Source organism: Neobacillus niacini, assembly GCF_030817595.1.
Lineage (GTDB): Bacteria > Bacillota > Bacilli > Bacillales > Cytobacillaceae > Neobacillus > Neobacillus niacini_G.
This window is the reverse complement of record NZ_JAUSZN010000001.1, coordinates 4,489,728-4,505,718: the sequence shown is the minus strand read 5'-3', so window position 1 is coordinate 4,505,718 and position 15,991 is coordinate 4,489,728. Positions and strand designations below refer to the sequence as shown.

Sequence of the window (15,991 nt, the reverse complement as noted above, 5' to 3'; positions counted from 1 at the left end):
TTTTTATGGCTGTGTTAAACTGGGCTGTTGATTTGCGCTCCACTAAGGAATGCTTCTTGGAATAATCATCGCAGGGACAGGCGGTTTTTGCCTGTCCCGAGGCGCGAGCGGTTCGCGGGCTTGCACGACGGCCTCCTCGGTCGTTCCGACCTGCGGGGTCTCACTCAGCTCGTTCATCCCGCAGGAGTCGAGCGCCTTCCGCTCCAATCAACAGGTTCTAAAAGCAACAGTATTCTTTAACACAGCATTTATAATAAAGCCTTTATTACCATGAATATCATTCCATTTTTATGGTACCCAAACTATTGAATTACAAACACAAAGAAAAGTCTAGCATAATCTATCAAATTTTCTAGAAATATTTTCTTTTTACTAGTTTAAAAACACTCACTTCTTTCAATACTGTAACTATGGATATTTTTACATATTGGCGAAGGAGGGTATTGCTGTGGAAGTAATGACGAATCATGGATTTCGAAAAACAATAAAATACTTGCGTGCGTTTATTATCATTAGTTTGCTAGGCTTTGGCTGCATGATGATTGTTTTTCTAGGGATTCTTGGTTATGCCAAAATTCTTGGCGCACCGCCGTTAGCTGTCCCGCAATCTACTCTGTTCTTTGCCAGTGATGGGACGTTAATTGGTGAGAGCAATAGCGGTCAAAAGCGATACTGGGTTCCCCTTGAGGAAATCTCACCAGAACTAATCAATGCCACCGTCTCCATTGAAGATAAAAACTTTTATGAACATAGTGGCTTCGACTATAAACGAATTGTTGGTGCCATTCTTGCCGATATAAAGGCAGGGGCAAAGGTACAAGGCGCCAGCACAATCACCCAACAATACGCACGAAATCTCTTCCTTGAGCATGACAAAACATGGTCACGGAAATTACATGAAGCTTTTTATGCAATCCGTATTGAAATGAACTATTCGAAAGAAGAAATCCTCGAAGGCTATTTAAACACCATTTATTATGGTAATGGTGCATATGGCGTACAAGCAGCCAGCAAATTTTATTATGGAAAAAACGCTTCTGAGCTATCCCTGGCAGAAAGCGCGATGTTAGCCGGTGTTCCTAAAGGTCCGAGTTACTATTCGCCACTGGAATCATTAGAAAATGCTACAAAGCGACAAGGAATTATTTTAAACGCAATGGCAGAAAACGGCTATATTAAAAAAGAAACGGCTCTAAAGGCAAAGGAAACGCCACTTACATTTGTCGGGGAACATCCACATAAGCGAGTGGAGGCAGCACCTTATTTTCAAGATGCTGTAAAAAATGCCTTAAAAAATCAACTCAAACTAGACGACCGCACCATTGCTCTTGGCGGTTTAAAAGTCTATACAACACTCGATCTAAAACAGCAGCAAGAGGCTGAAAAACAAATTCAAGAAACCATCGCAAGTGAATCTGAAATCCAAGTTGGTTTCGTCGCTATGGACCCGAAAAACGGCTATGTAAAAGCGATGGTCGGCGGCCGCAATTATGAACAAAGTCCGTTTAATCGGGCCGTTCAAGCGGTTAGACAACCAGGCTCGACGATAAAACCAATCTTGTACTACGCGGCGCTTAGCCAAGGCTTTACGCCATCCTCTACGATGAGAAGTGAACTAACCACCTTTAAATTGGATGATGGTAAAACAGAATACTCACCGCATAACTTTAATAATAAGTATGCGGATGGAGAGATTACACTGGCTCAGGCCCTCGCTGTGTCTGATAACATTTATGCTGTTAAAACACACTTATTTATGGGCGCTGAAACACTCATTAAAAATGTTAAAAAGTTTGGTATCTCAACAAAAATGGATAAGGTTCCATCGCTGGCTCTTGGTACCTCTGGCGTTCGGGTCATTGACATGGCAAATGCCTACAGTCTATTTGCCAATGGCGGTAAAAAAGTAACCCCGACACTTATTACAAAAGTAGAAGATTATAATGGGGATGTTATTTTTGAAAGTAACAATGAACCTGAAAAGGTGCTTGACCCAGCTAAAGCCTTTGTCATGACACATATGATGACTGGCATGTTCGATAAAAAGCTAAACGGATATGCGAAAGTAACGGGTAACTCCCTGATTGATGAGATCACACGGCCATATGCTGGTAAATCTGGCTCTACCGAAACAGACAGCTGGATGATTGGTTATACACCGCAGCTGGTTACGGCAGTTTGGGCTGGTCATGATGTTGGAAAGCCGATTACCCTTACCACTGAAAAAAGCTACGCCAAAAAGATCTGGGTGAACTTTATGGAGGAATCGTTAGAAGGTAAGCCTGTCAAGGCATTTACCCCGCCGAAAGAGGGAGTTGTAGGTGTTTACGTTAATCCGGAAAACGGCAAGCTTGCTTCAAAGGATTGCCCGGTCCGCCGTTTTACCTATTTTGTCGCCGGGACCGAACCGACAGAATACTGTACCGATCATCTTGATCATAAAAAAGATAAACCAATAGAAAAGAAACAGGAAACAAAGGATCCATGGTATAAGAAAATTTTTAATTGGGGCGCCTAGGCGCTGCAGCTGGATTAAATGGAAAAAGCTCTGGAGTATTGCCCCCAGAGCTTTTTCCTGTCCTAGTCTTACAGTGTTTACACACTGCATATATTTTACAACTTTTCGTCAAAAATTGCTATTGTAAAAAATTATTATTCGACAGCTAAGCCTTTTTTTAACTCCTCCGCTGAGTTGTTCCACATTTCTTGATTGTGATTTTGGAGAAAATCAGACAAGATTTTTTTCGATTTATCATCCATATGGTCGACGATAATATGACGCTTCAATGACTTATCCATCCTGTTTACATGCTCAGGAAGTGATTTATAGCCACGGCGGATTTCACGGTCCACCGTCATCTCACAGGCAGTCACTCCAGCATAATAAGGACCCTCTTGCTTCCTATCCACTGTCACCCATACCAGCCAGTACGGTTTCGCGTTGGGAACCTCTTCCTTGGTCTTAAGGAATTTAATTCCCTTTTCAACCACACTGCGCGCATGCATCGCTCCAACATCAATGACAGCGTCACCGGCTTCGACATCAATAATCACTGGAGAAACATTATCAAGGCTCAACGCTCCCTTACCAAAGCCTTTATGTCCATCTGTCGGGTCGGGTTTTATAATATTAAAGCCAAGTGGTTTTTTCTTATTTTCTTCCATTAACGCAGTAACCTCCTATGTTAAAAAAACAAATTATAAAAGAAATTATTTAATCCCTGCCAGATTCCAGGGATAATAAATTGGAAAATCGGCTGAATGGTGTAGCGATCAAGAGGAGTAATAACCAAAATAAGAAAGATTAATACGCCGTACTGTTCGAATTGAGTCATTTTCGCCCGAATATGGTTTGGAGCTAAATCCTCCACAATCCGATAGCCATCCAATGGCGGAAACGGCAATAAATTAAACACAAACAAAACGAGATTGAGCCAGTTAAAGATCTCAAAAAACTCAAAAATACCTGGAAGACTTACAGCTAATTGTGTCCGGGCTAATCCAAAGGCGATAAAAAAACCAAGTGCTGCTAGAACAAAATTACTAAGAGGACCGGCGACAGAAACTAATATACCTGCAAGGCGCGGCTTTTTAAAGAAAAAGCGATTAACTGGCACCGGACGTGCCCAGCCGAATCCAGCTATAAAAATTAAAATCGTACCAAAGGGATCGAGGTGCTTCAGTGGATTCAACGTCAATCGTCCCTGCTTTTGAGCCGTATGGTCTCCGAACTTATAGGCCACATAAGCATGTGCAAATTCATGAAACGTGAACGCAATCATGAGCGTAATCGCAACATAGGGAATTTCCCTTAGTGAATAGGCAAGAAATCCTTCCAATTTAGTTTCCCCATTTCTCCTCTTTTTTCCTATAAGTATACCTTAAACTGGATATAAAATGAAAATGTTTGCTAAACTATGCTTGTAGTAATCAAAGGAGGAATACATAATGCCATATGTTACGGTTAAAATGCTTCCAGGACGTACTGACGATCAAAAAAGAGCACTTGTTGAAAAGGTAACGGATGCTGTCAGTGAAACGACTGGCGCTCCAAAAGAAGCGGTTGTTGTTTTTATTGAAGAAATGCAGAAAGAACATTACGGTGTTGCTGGTGTTAGAGCAAGCGACAAATAGTAAAAAAGCTAAGCGCCCAATTAATGGAGCTTAGCTTTTCCTTTTAATGCCTCAATAAAGCCATAGGCTTGATCGATTTCTTCTTCTGTATAGCGCTGGCTGCTTTTTAATGTAAATACTTTGTCGGTTACTTCTTCTTTCGATAGATTATCAAAATATAAAACCGTCGAAACAAGCTCGAGGAATCTAGCATTCTGTTCGTTCATGTCTTCAAGGCAATCTTGTAAAAATGGCATATCGACTTCATTTAAGCTCAAAAACTCTTTGCCTGTATCTGTCAGGGTATAGCGATATTGAAAATAACCGCCTTTTTTCTCCTTTGTTTCATTGAGAAAGCCCATATTGCACAGCTCTTCGACTCTCAGTGTCAGCTCTTCAGAATATGGACCATAAAAATGAAACTGAAACCGCTCATGAAACGGAAAGGACACCTTTTTTGCAATATATATCATCTTCTGCAGCTTTTTTCTCCCGATGATTTCTCCGGATACTAAAACAGCCTGCATCAGCTTAGCATGATCTTTTAACAACGCTCGTCAGCTCCTACTCCAGGGTTATATCTCTAATAGGGTACGTATTTGTTTTTTTATCTCTTTTTCAGTGGATTCGTCGGCTAAGAAATCACCAGGGTAATAAAGTTTATGGTCCGTTCTCCTCTTACCAGAGATGGCGTCCACAATCTCGGACTCCCGGGAAAGCTCCTTTAAATCCCCATTTTTCATTAGTAAATGAATTGGCAAACGTTCCTCTTCTTCACCCGGACGATAAAAATCGTAAGGTAAGTCAGATGATGAATCGACAACTAAATAATACTCTGGGTCAATTCCTGCCTTTTCAAAAAGAAGAGTCAGTTCCGCGAGCTTCTTATACTCCTTTGCAGGATCAAACTCGGCATATTTAAATAAGTTTCGATTCACAAATCGTCGGCAAAGATCGCTTAAAATGGCGTCCTCTTCATCCTGCCATATTTGAAAATAAAACATAATAATCGATTCATCTAACTTTAGATAGTCTTCTAACGTTACACTATCAGTAAAAAAAGAATAAAAGTGAATGGGATCATTTTTAAAAGAATAATTGTTTTCATACAGCTGCTTGGCGCGGTGAAGGATTTTGGTCAAAATAACCTCTGCACTGCGGGATACAGGATGGAAATAGACCTGCCAATACATCTGATAGCGGCTCATAATGTAATCTTCAACCGCATGCATACCGCTCTTTTTAATCACCACTTGATCTTCTTTCGGTCTCATGACACGAAGTATTCGCTCCATATCAAATTGACCATAGCTCACACCGGTAAAATAAGCATCCCGCTGCAAATAATCCATCCGATCGGCGTCTATTTGGCTGGAGATCAAGCTGACCACTCGTTTTTTCGCAGATGTTTTCGCAACCACTTCAGCAACTTGCTGAGGGAAATCAGAACCAACCCTTTTTAAAACGGCGTTAACCTCTGTATTTCCTAATACGATGTTCTGGGTAAAATCCTCATGGTCAAAATCGAACACTTTTTCAAACGAATGGGAAAATGGGCCGTGTCCCAAATCGTGGAGAAGTGCAGCACATAGCGTAAGGAGGCGGTCTTCGTCATTCCATTCCGGTCTGCCTGCAAATACATCATCAATAATGCGGCGGACAATTTCATATACTCCGAGAGAGTGGTTAAAACGGCTGTGCTCAGCACCATGAAACGTTAAAAAGGTGGTTCCGAGCTGTTTGATACGGCGCAAACGCTGAAACTCTTTTGTACCGACTAAATCCCAGATGACACGGTCACGTACATGAACGTAGCGGTGAACAGGATCTTTAAACACTTTTTCTTCACTCAGTTTTTCCGCCGAATATACCATTGCTTTCCCTCTTCCTCTAAACTTTCTTCTATTATATCCCAATTTCCAGCAATTTTCTGCACGATTTTTCGACAATGACATGAAAAGAAAAATCACCTTAGCGCTCAGGACAAAGGTGATTATTTTAACTTTTTATTTACTTTCTCCATTAATTCCTCTTCCGTTAGGGCAGCAACCGGGCGGTTATTGACGAAGGCAAATGTTTTTTTCCGGCCAGGACCACAATAAGATTGGCAGCCAATTTTAATTTCAGCTTCGGGATCCAATTCTTTCAAACGAGGGATTAATGTCTTTAGATTCACGGCCTGACAATCATCACAAACGCGGAATTCATTTGACATTACTTCCACCCTTTCTTATCTATTACTACTTTTTTATCCAATTTAATTACGGTTTAACTCCTTAGATATATTACAATTTCTTTCAATCCATTGCAAGTTGCTTTTCTTTTGTAATCCTTCTAACTCTTTCAGTTAAAAAAACTATTATCCTTGCAGACATTTTGGTATAAAGCTTGACAAACTTGTCCAAGATAAGACTAGAACTTTTAAAAACTCATCTTGAGTTAACCGTAATTATTATTTAGGGAGTTGAAGAGATATGAAAGTACGACAAGATGCATGGACAGATGAAAATGATCTTTTGTTAGCTGAAACCGTCCTTCGCCATGTACGTGAAGGCAGTACACAGCTGAACGCTTTTGAAGAGGTAGGCGACAAGCTAAACCGGACTTCTGCAGCCTGTGGATTCAGATGGAATGCAGTTGTGCGCCACCGCTATGAAAAAGCATTGCAATTAGCAAAAAAACAGCGTAAACAAAGACAAAGAGTGTTAGGGAAAGACCAGGGAGGCAAGAAAAAGTTACTGTACAATCCTCCAGTACCAGCTGCTGATGACTTTGAAACATTATCAACACCAGTGGAAGTGCCTATGGAAACTGAAACTACCTATGAACTGCCAGATTTAACAGCGGAAGTTGCAGCTGAAACGTATGTAAAGCCTGAAGTCTATGTAAAGCAACCCGTTCAAACTTACAGACAATCAACACCTGCAGCAGGTTTATCGCTTGATAGCGTGATTGATTACTTACAAAACTTTAATCATGCGAATCTGCAAAATGAAGCATTAAAAAGTGAGAATGAAAGATTGAAGCGTGAAATTGCAGAATTACGCAAGCAAAATGAAGAAATGGCAGCTAAAATTGAAGGTCTCGAGCAAAATACCGAAACCATCCAAGAAGATTACGAGACACTCATGAAAATTATGAACCGCGCTCGTAAGCTTGTATTATTTGAAGAAGAAGAAAGACCTGCGACAAAATTCAAAATGGACCGCAATGGGAACCTAGAAAAGGTCGCTGAGTAAAACGAAAAGCTCCAGGCGCGCGCCTGAAGCTAGAGTAAGACTTTGGGAGACGACAATATCCTCTTAAAAGAGGCCGTAAATCCAATTTGGGTTTACGGCTTTTTATATTTTCTCATTACGATCAATAATTCTTTGGTAGTAACCCGGAAGGAGGTCTAGTTCTAGCCCCGTCAATGATCCGGCGTACAAATTGTCGCTATTTTTTTTTAACTGGGTTAATAGGCGCAGCATAACGTCCGAAATCGTTAACTGAGTTTCCAATAATTCAGAAAGAGAAGCCATCACTTCCGGTACAATCTCCGGATACGTAAATTTTGTGGCCTGTTCGTTTTTGGCAATCTCATAAAATTGCTTAATTAACTGTGCACGCTCACTGCCGCTGCCATTCACACATAAATAAATTTGAACAGCTACCCCTTTTTTGAGGCGGCGCTGCGAAATACCGGCAAACTTTTTTCCATCAATACTTAGGTCATAGCTTCCCGGGCAATAGGAGCCTACAATTTCTCTTGCTTCGATTGCGTTGGTATAATCGGCAAACATGTTTTGAACGAGCTGCCACATCGTATCGTACCCACGGTTAATATCGATCCCTTTTTCCTTTTCAGGTAAAATCAATGAGATATTTAAAACCCCTTCATCGAGTACCACCGCTAAACCGCCCGAGTTCCGGACAATAGTCTGATAGCCCTGTTTCTTGAGAAATTGCCTTCCTTCTTTTAAGAATGGCAGTTTGGTATCTTGTATCCCGAGAACGATGGTATTGTGATGGACCCAGGTTCGAGCTGTTGCTGGTGCCTGTCCAGAACCGACTGAGGCGCAAAGCGTATCGTCTGTGCCGAATGACTGTAATGCTTGAAAGTGTCTGCCAGCCGTGGACTGATCAATGATTCTCCACTCCGGCTGATGTAATAAACCTTCCATATTGGTTTTCTCCTCAAAATGAATAATAAGCTTATTTTAGCAAAAAGAATCCTACTAAAACAATTTCATTTTTTCCAAATAATGTCTAAACGTACAAAAGCCTCTCAAAAGTGTACAAAACTCCTAAAAAAGTGTTTATAACCACCCCAAAAATGTACAAAACTCAAAAACCTCTAATATAAAAAGCCAGCCCTACCCAGGACTGGCATGAAAAACCTATTGTATTCCTTGTGCTGCCGTAATTAATGCTAGCTTATAAACATCTTCTTCATTACAGCCGCGTGATAGGTCGTTCACAGGTTTATTTAATCCTTGAAGGATTGGTCCAACCGCTTCGAATCCACCTAAACGCTGGGCAATTTTGTAGCCGATATTTCCTGCTTCAAGACTTGGGAAGATAAAAACATTCGCATCCCCTTGAAGCGGTGAATCTGGTGCCTTACTTTTTGCCACAGACGGTACAAATGCAGCATCAAACTGGAATTCTCCATCAATCACTAATGAAGAGTCACGGCGTTTTGCTTCTTCAACAGCGGCTGAAACTCTTTCTGTTTCTGGAGACTTCGCTGAACCCTTTGTTGAAAAGCTAAGCATAGCAATTCTTGGTTCAATATCAAACATATTAGCAGTTTTTGCACTTTCTACCGCAATTTCTGCTAAATCATTGCTGTCGGGAGCGATATTGATCGCACAATCAGCAAATACGTATTTTTCATCCTCACGAACCATGATGAAAACACCAGACGTTTTCTTGACGCCTGCTTTTGTTTTAATAATTTGCAATGCAGGGCGAACCGTATCAGCTGTAGAATGTGCCGCACCGCTCACTAAACCGTCTGCTTTATTCAAATAAACCAGCATCGTCCCGAAATAATTTTCATCTAATAAAATCTTACGTGCATCCTCTTCGGTTGCTTTTCCTTTACGACGTTCAACAAAAGCTGCTACTAGCTCGTCCATTGCCGCATAGCTTGCTGGGTCATAGATTTCTGCTGCATCTAAGGAAACGCCAAGCTCCTGGGCCTTAGCCTGAACCTGCTCGATATTACCAATTAAAATAGGTGTTAATCGCTTTTCCTCTGCCAGCCTGCTTGCTGCCCTGACAATCCGCTCGTCCAAGCCCTCAGGAAAAACAATGCGCATATCACGACCAGATAATTTTTGTTTTAAACCTTCAAATAAATCAGCCACAATAAATCCTCCTTAATTAAATCTACCTATTTTAGCATACTTTACCTGTTGAAAAATTCAACTTAGGTGGCGTTTTCATGACAAATGTTTTTTTATTCAAAAAACTTCACACTCATTTACTATTCACTTCTTTTCTAAAAATTATCCTTAGTGGTTTATTCAAGCGTGACTTGGTCAAACTATGTTATAGTAAAGATTGTAAATAAGAAGAATGATTATTTAGGAGTGATTTTAATGAGTGAAGCAGCTCAAACGCTTGATGGCTGGTATTGTTTGCATGATTTCCGTACAGTTGATTGGACAACTTGGAAAATGCTTTCCAGTGATGAACGCCAGTCCGCGATTCACGAGTTTTTAAGTCTAGTTGAAAAATGGAATCACACACAAGAACGTAACGAAGGCAGTCATGCTTTATATACAATTGTTGGACAAAAGGCAGATTTCATGATGATGATTTTACGCCCAACAATGGCAGAACTAAATGAAATTGAAACAGAATTTAATAAAACAAAATTAGCAGAGTTTACGATTCCTGCTCACTCTTATGTGTCTGTAGTTGAATTAAGTAACTACTTGCCTGCTGGAGAGGACCCATACCAAAATCCACAAATTCTTGCTCGTCTATACCCTAAGCTTCCTAAAACAGCACATGTTTGTTTCTATCCAATGGACAAGCGCCGTCAGGGCAACGACAACTGGTATATGCTTCCGATGGAAGATCGCCGCAATATGATGAGGAGCCACGGAATGATTGGGCGTACATATGCAGGAAAAGTGAAGCAAATCATTACAGGTTCTGTGGGCTTTGATGATTATGAGTGGGGCGTAACGCTGTTTGCTGAGGATGTTCTTCAATTTAAAAAACTTGTCTATGAAATGCGTTTTGATGAAGTAAGTGCACGCTTCGGTGAATTTGGTGCCTTCTTTGTCGGCAACTTATTAGAGGAAGAAAGAGTCCCTCGATTCTTACATGTTTAACACCAAAGTTCTCAGCTTTTGCTGAGAACTTTTTTTGTCATTTTGATAAGTCATATTTCCCTTTCCCTCCTCATACTAATAAAACAGCGAGTCTTAAGTTACAGCTCCGAATCCGCTCAAATCGGGACCATCCCGATTGTCACCATTTAATTGTTTGTGGAGTATGAATAGACTGTTGGGCATTCGTTTAGTCATTTATAGGAGGGAAAAAGATGAATCAATATTATAATCAACAAGGGTATCAGCCTTATCCCGCTAGACAGCAAGGCGGAAATCAATTTCAAGGCCAAGGAGGATACTTTCCTGGTCAGCAGCAGCAAGGGTTTCCACAGTTTCCACAACAAGGAGCTCCTGCCGGGACTCCTGCAGCTTCACAGCAGCAGGGAATGCTGCCAATTGAGCAATCGTACATCGAAAATATTTTACGACTAAACAAAGGGAAGTTAGCAACTGTTTATGCAACTTTTGAAGGCAACAACCAATGGAATGCCAAGAAATTTGTTGGAATTATTGAAGCAGCAGGACGCGACCATCTCATTTTAAGTGATCCTCAAACCGGTCAGCGTACGCTCATCCCAATGGTAGCTTTCGATTATGCTACATTTGATGAAGAGCTTGAATACGAATATCCTTTTGGGGCTGGACCTGGTTTAAGTACTTTCCCGCCAAGATAATAGAAAAAGGCATTGGAACTCAAGTCCAATGCCTTTTTCTATTTTATAAATCCTTTACTGTACCAATAATCATTAAGATCCAGCCTGCTAAGAAGCAAACTCCTCCAAGCGGTGTGATTGCGCCAAGCACTCCTACTTTTGTTAAGCTTAAAACATAGAGACTTCCGCTGAAAAGAATGATTCCTACTAGGAATAGCCAACCTGACCAAGTGAAGAATGTACTTGCTGCCACTTTGCCTAGCAGGATTCCAATGACCAAAAGTGCAGTTGCATGAAACATTTGATAGGTTACACCTGTTTTCCAAATGTCTAGGTAATAGGGATCTAGCCTATCCTTAAGTCCATGAGCACCAAATGCCCCAAGTGCCACCGCTAAAAAGGCGTTAATAGCGCCGATAATAATAAAAGTTTTCATGTTTTCCCCTTTCTTCTACTTTTAAGTTTAGCTGTGTAAAATGGTCTGTTGATTTCCGCTCCAGGCACTTCGCTTTCCGCGGGCGGTCCGGTGAACCTCCTCGGCGCTTATGCGCCTGTGGGGTCTCACCTGCCCCGTCCTCCCGCAGGAGTCTACGTGCCTTCCGCTCCAATCAACAGAGTGTACTAATCATCATTTAGCTTTAACACAGCGATCTATTAAAAATCAAATAGCGAATCGCCGTTTGCTTCGTCTTCCATTTCTAGTTTTTTTGGTTGATTTAATGTTACTGGCTGCTGAAAGGACGGCTGTACGGTTACAGGCTGAAATGACGGGACAGGATTTAGTGGTGCTTCCTGCGGTCTTTGCTTTTCATCTAGGATCAGCTCGCATAATATTTTAATAGAGTACACTTTTTCCCGCAAGTTATCTTGCTTCGTGCTGTTTTTTGCCAGCGTTAATTCCTCTTCGATTTTCCTTAATAATTTTTCAACCGATATATTCACGATTTTTAAACTCCTCTATTCCATTCTTTATATCATCATACCAAATTCGCCAGCCAAATAGAAATTCCGACATGTTTCACGTGAAACATGTTGGTTTATGTCATATTAAAAACCCGCACCAAAAGGTACGAGTTAGTTGTTGTCCAGCTCCAGCGCCTAGCCCCTCGGGGTCATAAACCAATCACTTCGGAAGGCAAAAAGCACGCCTTCAGTCAGCGCTCGTTTTATGCCTGTCGGGTCTGCCCAAGGCGCTTCCGCTTTTCTATTTAACCTAATATTCTTTGATAAATGGATTTGGCATGGGTTAAGTCTTTTGTGCCGTGTATAAGAGCACGTCCATCGTTAAAGATGACCAATCGCTCAGAATCCATTTCCACTGACAGAAGGTACGGATTCCCTTTGACCGTATACCCGAGTGTACTCAGCTGCCCTGCCAGTTTTTCAAGCGATAGCTCACCTTGTGTGGATGGGCGAATCTGCACCGTATCCCGGCCGCATAAAACAGTCGTCTTTGTCATATTTTCTGAGTCTAGATAAGGATAGGTTCTTTCTTCGCCGCACGATAAACAGCCTGAAAATTTGGCTTTTCCCATTTTCAAACTCGTATATTGGTTCCGCCACAAGTCAAAGCTGACAAACGAAGTTCGAACGGCCTCCCAATCCTCAACAAGCATTTTGAGCGCTTCGGCACTTTGATGGGAAATTACCATTTGGACTGCAGGCGAGATAATTCCGCCGGTATCACAGGTTAATCCCTGCATCGGAATCGTCCGTAACAAGCAATTTAAACAAGGAGTTTTCCCTGGTATAAACGAAAAACTCATTCCATAACTGCCAACACACGCACCATAAATCCAGGGTATGCTATACTTTTGTGAAACATCATTAATTGCCATCCGCGTTTCAAAATTATCGGTCGCATCAATGATCACATCAACATCCTTCACCAAATCCTCCAGCATAGGTGGAGTAGCATCAGCGATAATTGCCTTCACTTCTACGTCCGAGTTGATAGCCTTAAGGCGCTTTTGTGCCGCAGCTGCTTTTGGAAGCTTCTCAATGACATCCTCTTCAGTATAAAGCTGTTGACGCTGAAGGTTACTTGCTTCGACATAATCCCTGTCAACAATTGTAAGTCGGCCAATCCCAGCCCGTGTAAGTACCTCTGCATTTCCAGAGCCAAGGGCGCCGGCTCCAATCATTAACACATGCTTCCTACTAATTTTATCTTGTCCTTCTTTTCCGATTCCTGGAAAGAGGACCTGTCGTGAATATCGTTCGTCCATTCTGTTTTCCCCTTTTCCAAACAACCGTATCAGCCGCCGCTTACAGGAGGAATAAAGGCAATTTCATCACCATCTTGAATCACTTCATCATCCTGGGCAAATTCTTCATTAACAGCTGTCATAACACTATCTAATTTTGGAAGATTGTAATTACGAACTAATTCTGCTTTTAATTCAGCAACTGTTTTGCCGCTTGCATCGATCTTAAGAAACTCTTCACCGACTGCGTCGCGTAAATGAGCAAAAAATAAAACTTTATTCATTTAAGTCACTCTCCTCAGGCTTGCCACTAGGGTAAGCGACAGTTTCGAGCTGGTTGCCCATCCACTCTTCGCCATCTTCCCAATGTTCCTTTTTCCAAATCGGGACGATTTCTTTAATCCGCTCAATGGCATATCGATTCGCATCATAGGCATCGGCACGGTGAGGAGTAGAAACGGCTATAACCACGGCGATATCTGTTATATCCAGCCTGCCCACTCGATGGGTAATGGCTACTTGTGCACCTTCCCAGCGCTCTTCAATCTCCCTGCCGATTTGCTCCAATTTTTTCACTGCCATCGCTTCGTACGCATCGTATATTAAAAATAAAGTCTTTTTTCCTTTTGTTAATTCACGAACGGTTCCAATAAAAGTAGTAATTGCTCCAGCATTGCGCTGAACAACCTTATCTATGACAGATTGAATATCGATCGGTTCTTTTGAAATTTGAAAATTCATCTTGTGCACCTCTTCAGACCAATTTCTTTGGCTCTGCATTTTCGACCACTTCATAGCCGCCGATTTTTTCGACCTGCTGTTTAAAGATCGGTGATTGAATAATATCGATTAACTGTTTGCCACTTTCACTTTCATAAAAGCTCCGCGTCATCACTAAATCATACTCTTCATCAGCTACTGGAATAAAATCTAGGTTCATAGCTTTTGCAGCAGGATAGATTCCTAGTCCTGCTCCATGGTCGTCTCCATTTACCTCAGCCGCTACCGCTAAGTGTGAAAACATTTCCCGGTCGTAACCGGTAATCTCTTCTGATGAAATATCGTTCTCCTCAAGCAGCATATCGAAGAGAATCCTCGTGCCTGCACCTTTTTGACGATTAACGAAGTTCGCTTTTTTCTCAAAAATATCTAAGACTGTTTCAATACCAAGCGGATTTCCTTTCGGTAAAATCCATCCTTGCTTTCTTTTTAGAAACGGAAAAAGGATAACATTAACGCCAGCTAATATTTTCTTAACATATGAGATATTATATTGCTTTGTATTGGGGTCAAGCAAATGAATGCCCGCTACGTGGGCCTCTCCTTTTCGAATTGCCATGATTCCAGCCATACTGCCAACATGGGAGGAAACTATTTTCATATCAGCACGAACTCTTTTTAGCTGTGATGATAATAGGTCAATCGTTAAATCGTGGCTTCCAGAAAACATAATGGCGTTTTTAATTTCCTCAAGTGGTCTCAAAAGCTCCACCTCAGCAAACTCACCCTGTTCATAGCCACTTACGTTGGCTGGAACGATAAGAAGGCCATCTGCTCGAACATAGGACATGGTTACACCTGCTGCTCTTGTCAGCGGGTTGGCAACAAACTGTCCATTCACATAGCCGATATTCATTCGTACAAAATCTTCTGCACCCATACCTGATACAATCCGGCGGCCAAGCTTGACACTTACCGTTTGTCTTTTTGGCTCTGGTATCTGCAGATATTTGCAAATTAGCGGGCGTACAAACCACTCTAGTGCTAAATAAGCTGAAACTGGATATCCAGGAACACCTACGACAATTTTTTCATTTATTTTTCCTAAAATAACCGGTTTACCTGGCCTTGCAGCTACACCATGGGTAAAGACCGTGCCAATTTCACCAATGATGTGAACGGTATAATCCTTTGAACCTGCTGATGATCCGGCATTGATAACGATAATATCAGAGTCTTTCGCAGCTTCAAGCAAAACAGACTTAATCTGTTCAGGTTCATCCTTCACAATCCGGTGAAGTCTTGGCTCGCCGCCCCAATCTTTTACAAAATTCGCAAATACCGTTCCGTTAAATTCTATAATTTTTCCAGAAGAAAGTTCGCTATCTGCTTCGACCAGCTCGTTACCAGTTGGAATAATGGAAACAATCGGCTTCTTTACAACTGGAATGTGAAGCTGCTGTCCGGCCAACAGCACTCCTAAGTCTGCAGGTCTTAGAATATGTCCTTGCGGGAAAAGCATTTCCTCTTGGACGATATCCTCCCCAATTGGACGGATATGCTGCCAAGGTGTAGCCGGTTCAATAATTTCAATCGTTTCCTCATCAATCATATCGACATGTTCGATCATGATTACCGCATTAAATGGCGAAGGAATCGCGTTTCCTGTATCCACAATCGCAAAATCAATCCCTAGCTTAAGCTGAAGGGGATTTTGCTCGTGGGCAGTATACGTTTTCTCAGCAATTACCGCAATTCCATCCATTGCCGATGCATGGTAATGAGGCATGGAAACATTAGCAAAAATTGGTTCAGCCGTTACACGGCCAAGAGCATCACTGGTTGGTATCATTTCTATTTCAAGGGGCAGAGAAAATGCCTTGAGAATTTCTCGCTTTGCTTCCGATCGGGGTTTGTCCTCTAAATATATTTTCCGTTTATAGCGATTCTGGTCCATCTATTTTAT

18 protein-coding genes are annotated in these 15,991 nt (G+C 41.6%); 5 read left to right on the top strand and 13 right to left on the bottom strand.

Translation table 11 applies throughout. From position 1 onward, the window contains the following. The first annotated feature begins 448 nt into the window (after positions 1-448). Positions 449-2,518: a transglycosylase domain-containing protein gene (locus tag QFZ31_RS21420; protein ID WP_307306671.1), complete on the top strand. Its 2,070-nt coding sequence runs from the start codon at positions 449-451 to the stop codon at positions 2,516-2,518. A gap of 134 nt (positions 2,519-2,652) precedes the next feature. Here QFZ31_RS21420 and QFZ31_RS21415 read toward each other — a convergent pair whose 3' ends face one another. Together QFZ31_RS21415 and QFZ31_RS21410 are read right to left on the bottom strand one after the other, a co-directional pair. Then, positions 2,653-3,165, bottom strand: a complete 513-nt coding sequence (locus QFZ31_RS21415; RefSeq protein ID WP_306074455.1) for a YwhD family protein — start codon at positions 3,163-3,165, stop codon at positions 2,653-2,655. Between the two features lie 20 nt (positions 3,166-3,185). Then, a complete protein-coding gene (locus tag QFZ31_RS21410) occupies positions 3,186-3,839 on the bottom strand; it encodes a site-2 protease family protein (RefSeq protein WP_307306668.1) in 654 nt (217 codons plus the stop codon). 109 nt (positions 3,840-3,948) lie between these two features. Here QFZ31_RS21410 and QFZ31_RS21405 point away from each other — a divergent pair, with 109 nt between their 5' ends. Continuing rightward, a complete protein-coding gene (locus tag QFZ31_RS21405) occupies positions 3,949-4,134 on the top strand; it encodes a 2-hydroxymuconate tautomerase (RefSeq protein ID WP_045515968.1) in 186 nt (61 codons plus the stop codon). A 20-nt stretch (positions 4,135-4,154) separates the two neighbouring features. On the opposite strand, the gene QFZ31_RS21400 is transcribed toward QFZ31_RS21405, so the two are convergent. The 3 genes from QFZ31_RS21400 to QFZ31_RS21390 form a co-directional block, all read right to left on the bottom strand. After that, on the bottom strand, positions 4,155-4,664 hold the full coding sequence (locus tag QFZ31_RS21400; RefSeq protein ID WP_307306666.1) for a YwgA family protein: 510 nt from the start codon (positions 4,662-4,664) through the stop codon (positions 4,155-4,157). 24 nt (positions 4,665-4,688) lie between these two features. Next, positions 4,689-5,987, bottom strand: a complete 1,299-nt coding sequence (locus tag QFZ31_RS21395) for an HD domain-containing protein (protein WP_307306664.1) — start codon at positions 5,985-5,987, stop codon at positions 4,689-4,691. A gap of 119 nt (positions 5,988-6,106) precedes the next feature. Then, positions 6,107-6,328 carry a DUF1450 domain-containing protein gene (locus QFZ31_RS21390; RefSeq protein WP_179598768.1) on the bottom strand — a complete coding sequence of 74 codons (222 nt, stop codon included), beginning with the start codon at positions 6,326-6,328 and terminating at the stop codon, positions 6,107-6,109. Between the two features lie 259 nt (positions 6,329-6,587). On the opposite strand from QFZ31_RS21390, the gene QFZ31_RS21385 reads away from it, so the two are divergent. Further along, a complete protein-coding gene (locus QFZ31_RS21385) occupies positions 6,588-7,352 on the top strand; it encodes an RsfA family transcriptional regulator (protein WP_307306660.1) in 765 nt (254 codons plus the stop codon). 102 nt (positions 7,353-7,454) lie between these two features. On the opposite strand, the gene QFZ31_RS21380 is transcribed toward QFZ31_RS21385, so the two are convergent. Together QFZ31_RS21380 and pta are read right to left on the bottom strand one after the other, a co-directional pair. Next, positions 7,455-8,276: a biotin/lipoate A/B protein ligase family protein gene (locus QFZ31_RS21380; protein WP_307306659.1), complete on the bottom strand. Its 822-nt coding sequence runs from the start codon at positions 8,274-8,276 to the stop codon at positions 7,455-7,457. Between the two features lie 216 nt (positions 8,277-8,492). Then, positions 8,493-9,467 (bottom strand): phosphate acetyltransferase, encoded by a 975-nt coding sequence (gene pta / locus QFZ31_RS21375; protein ID WP_307306658.1) that lies wholly within the window; start codon positions 9,465-9,467, stop codon positions 8,493-8,495. Positions 9,468-9,701: 234 nt separating this feature from the next. Here pta and hemQ point away from each other — a divergent pair, with 234 nt between their 5' ends. Together hemQ and gerQ are read left to right on the top strand one after the other, a co-directional pair. After that, positions 9,702-10,445, top strand: coding sequence for a hydrogen peroxide-dependent heme synthase (gene hemQ, locus QFZ31_RS21370; protein ID WP_307306656.1), 744 nt, complete (start codon positions 9,702-9,704; stop codon positions 10,443-10,445). A 212-nt stretch (positions 10,446-10,657) separates the two neighbouring features. Further along, positions 10,658-11,119, top strand: coding sequence for a spore coat protein GerQ (gerQ, locus tag QFZ31_RS21365; RefSeq protein ID WP_307306654.1), 462 nt, complete (start codon positions 10,658-10,660; stop codon positions 11,117-11,119). Between the two features lie 43 nt (positions 11,120-11,162). Here the strand turns inward: gerQ and QFZ31_RS21360 are convergent, their stop codons facing one another. The 6 genes from QFZ31_RS21360 to QFZ31_RS21335 all read right to left on the bottom strand — a co-directional run bounded on the left by QFZ31_RS21360 (position 11,163) and on the right by QFZ31_RS21335 (position 15,982). After that, positions 11,163-11,534, bottom strand: a complete 372-nt coding sequence (locus QFZ31_RS21360; RefSeq protein WP_307306651.1) for a DUF423 domain-containing protein — start codon at positions 11,532-11,534, stop codon at positions 11,163-11,165. 218 nt (positions 11,535-11,752) lie between these two features. Next, complete coding sequence (locus tag QFZ31_RS21355) at positions 11,753-12,040, bottom strand: YwdI family protein (RefSeq protein WP_307306650.1); 288 nt, start codon at positions 12,038-12,040, stop codon at positions 11,753-11,755. A 266-nt stretch (positions 12,041-12,306) separates the two neighbouring features. Continuing rightward, positions 12,307-13,326: a thiazole biosynthesis adenylyltransferase ThiF gene (locus QFZ31_RS21350; protein ID WP_307306649.1), complete on the bottom strand. Its 1,020-nt coding sequence runs from the start codon at positions 13,324-13,326 to the stop codon at positions 12,307-12,309. 29 nt (positions 13,327-13,355) lie between these two features. Continuing rightward, positions 13,356-13,589: a molybdopterin converting factor subunit 1 gene (gene moaD, locus QFZ31_RS21345; protein WP_307306648.1), complete on the bottom strand. Its 234-nt coding sequence runs from the start codon at positions 13,587-13,589 to the stop codon at positions 13,356-13,358. Next, positions 13,582-14,046 (bottom strand): molybdenum cofactor biosynthesis protein MoaE, encoded by a 465-nt coding sequence (locus QFZ31_RS21340; protein ID WP_306074443.1) that lies wholly within the window; start codon positions 14,044-14,046, stop codon positions 13,582-13,584. Before QFZ31_RS21340 ends, moaD begins: the two co-directional genes overlap by 8 nt. Positions 14,047-14,059: 13 nt before the next feature. Beyond that, positions 14,060-15,982 (bottom strand): molybdopterin biosynthesis protein, encoded by a 1,923-nt coding sequence (locus tag QFZ31_RS21335; protein ID WP_307306644.1) that lies wholly within the window; start codon positions 15,980-15,982, stop codon positions 14,060-14,062. Positions 15,983-15,991 lie beyond the last annotated feature (9 nt).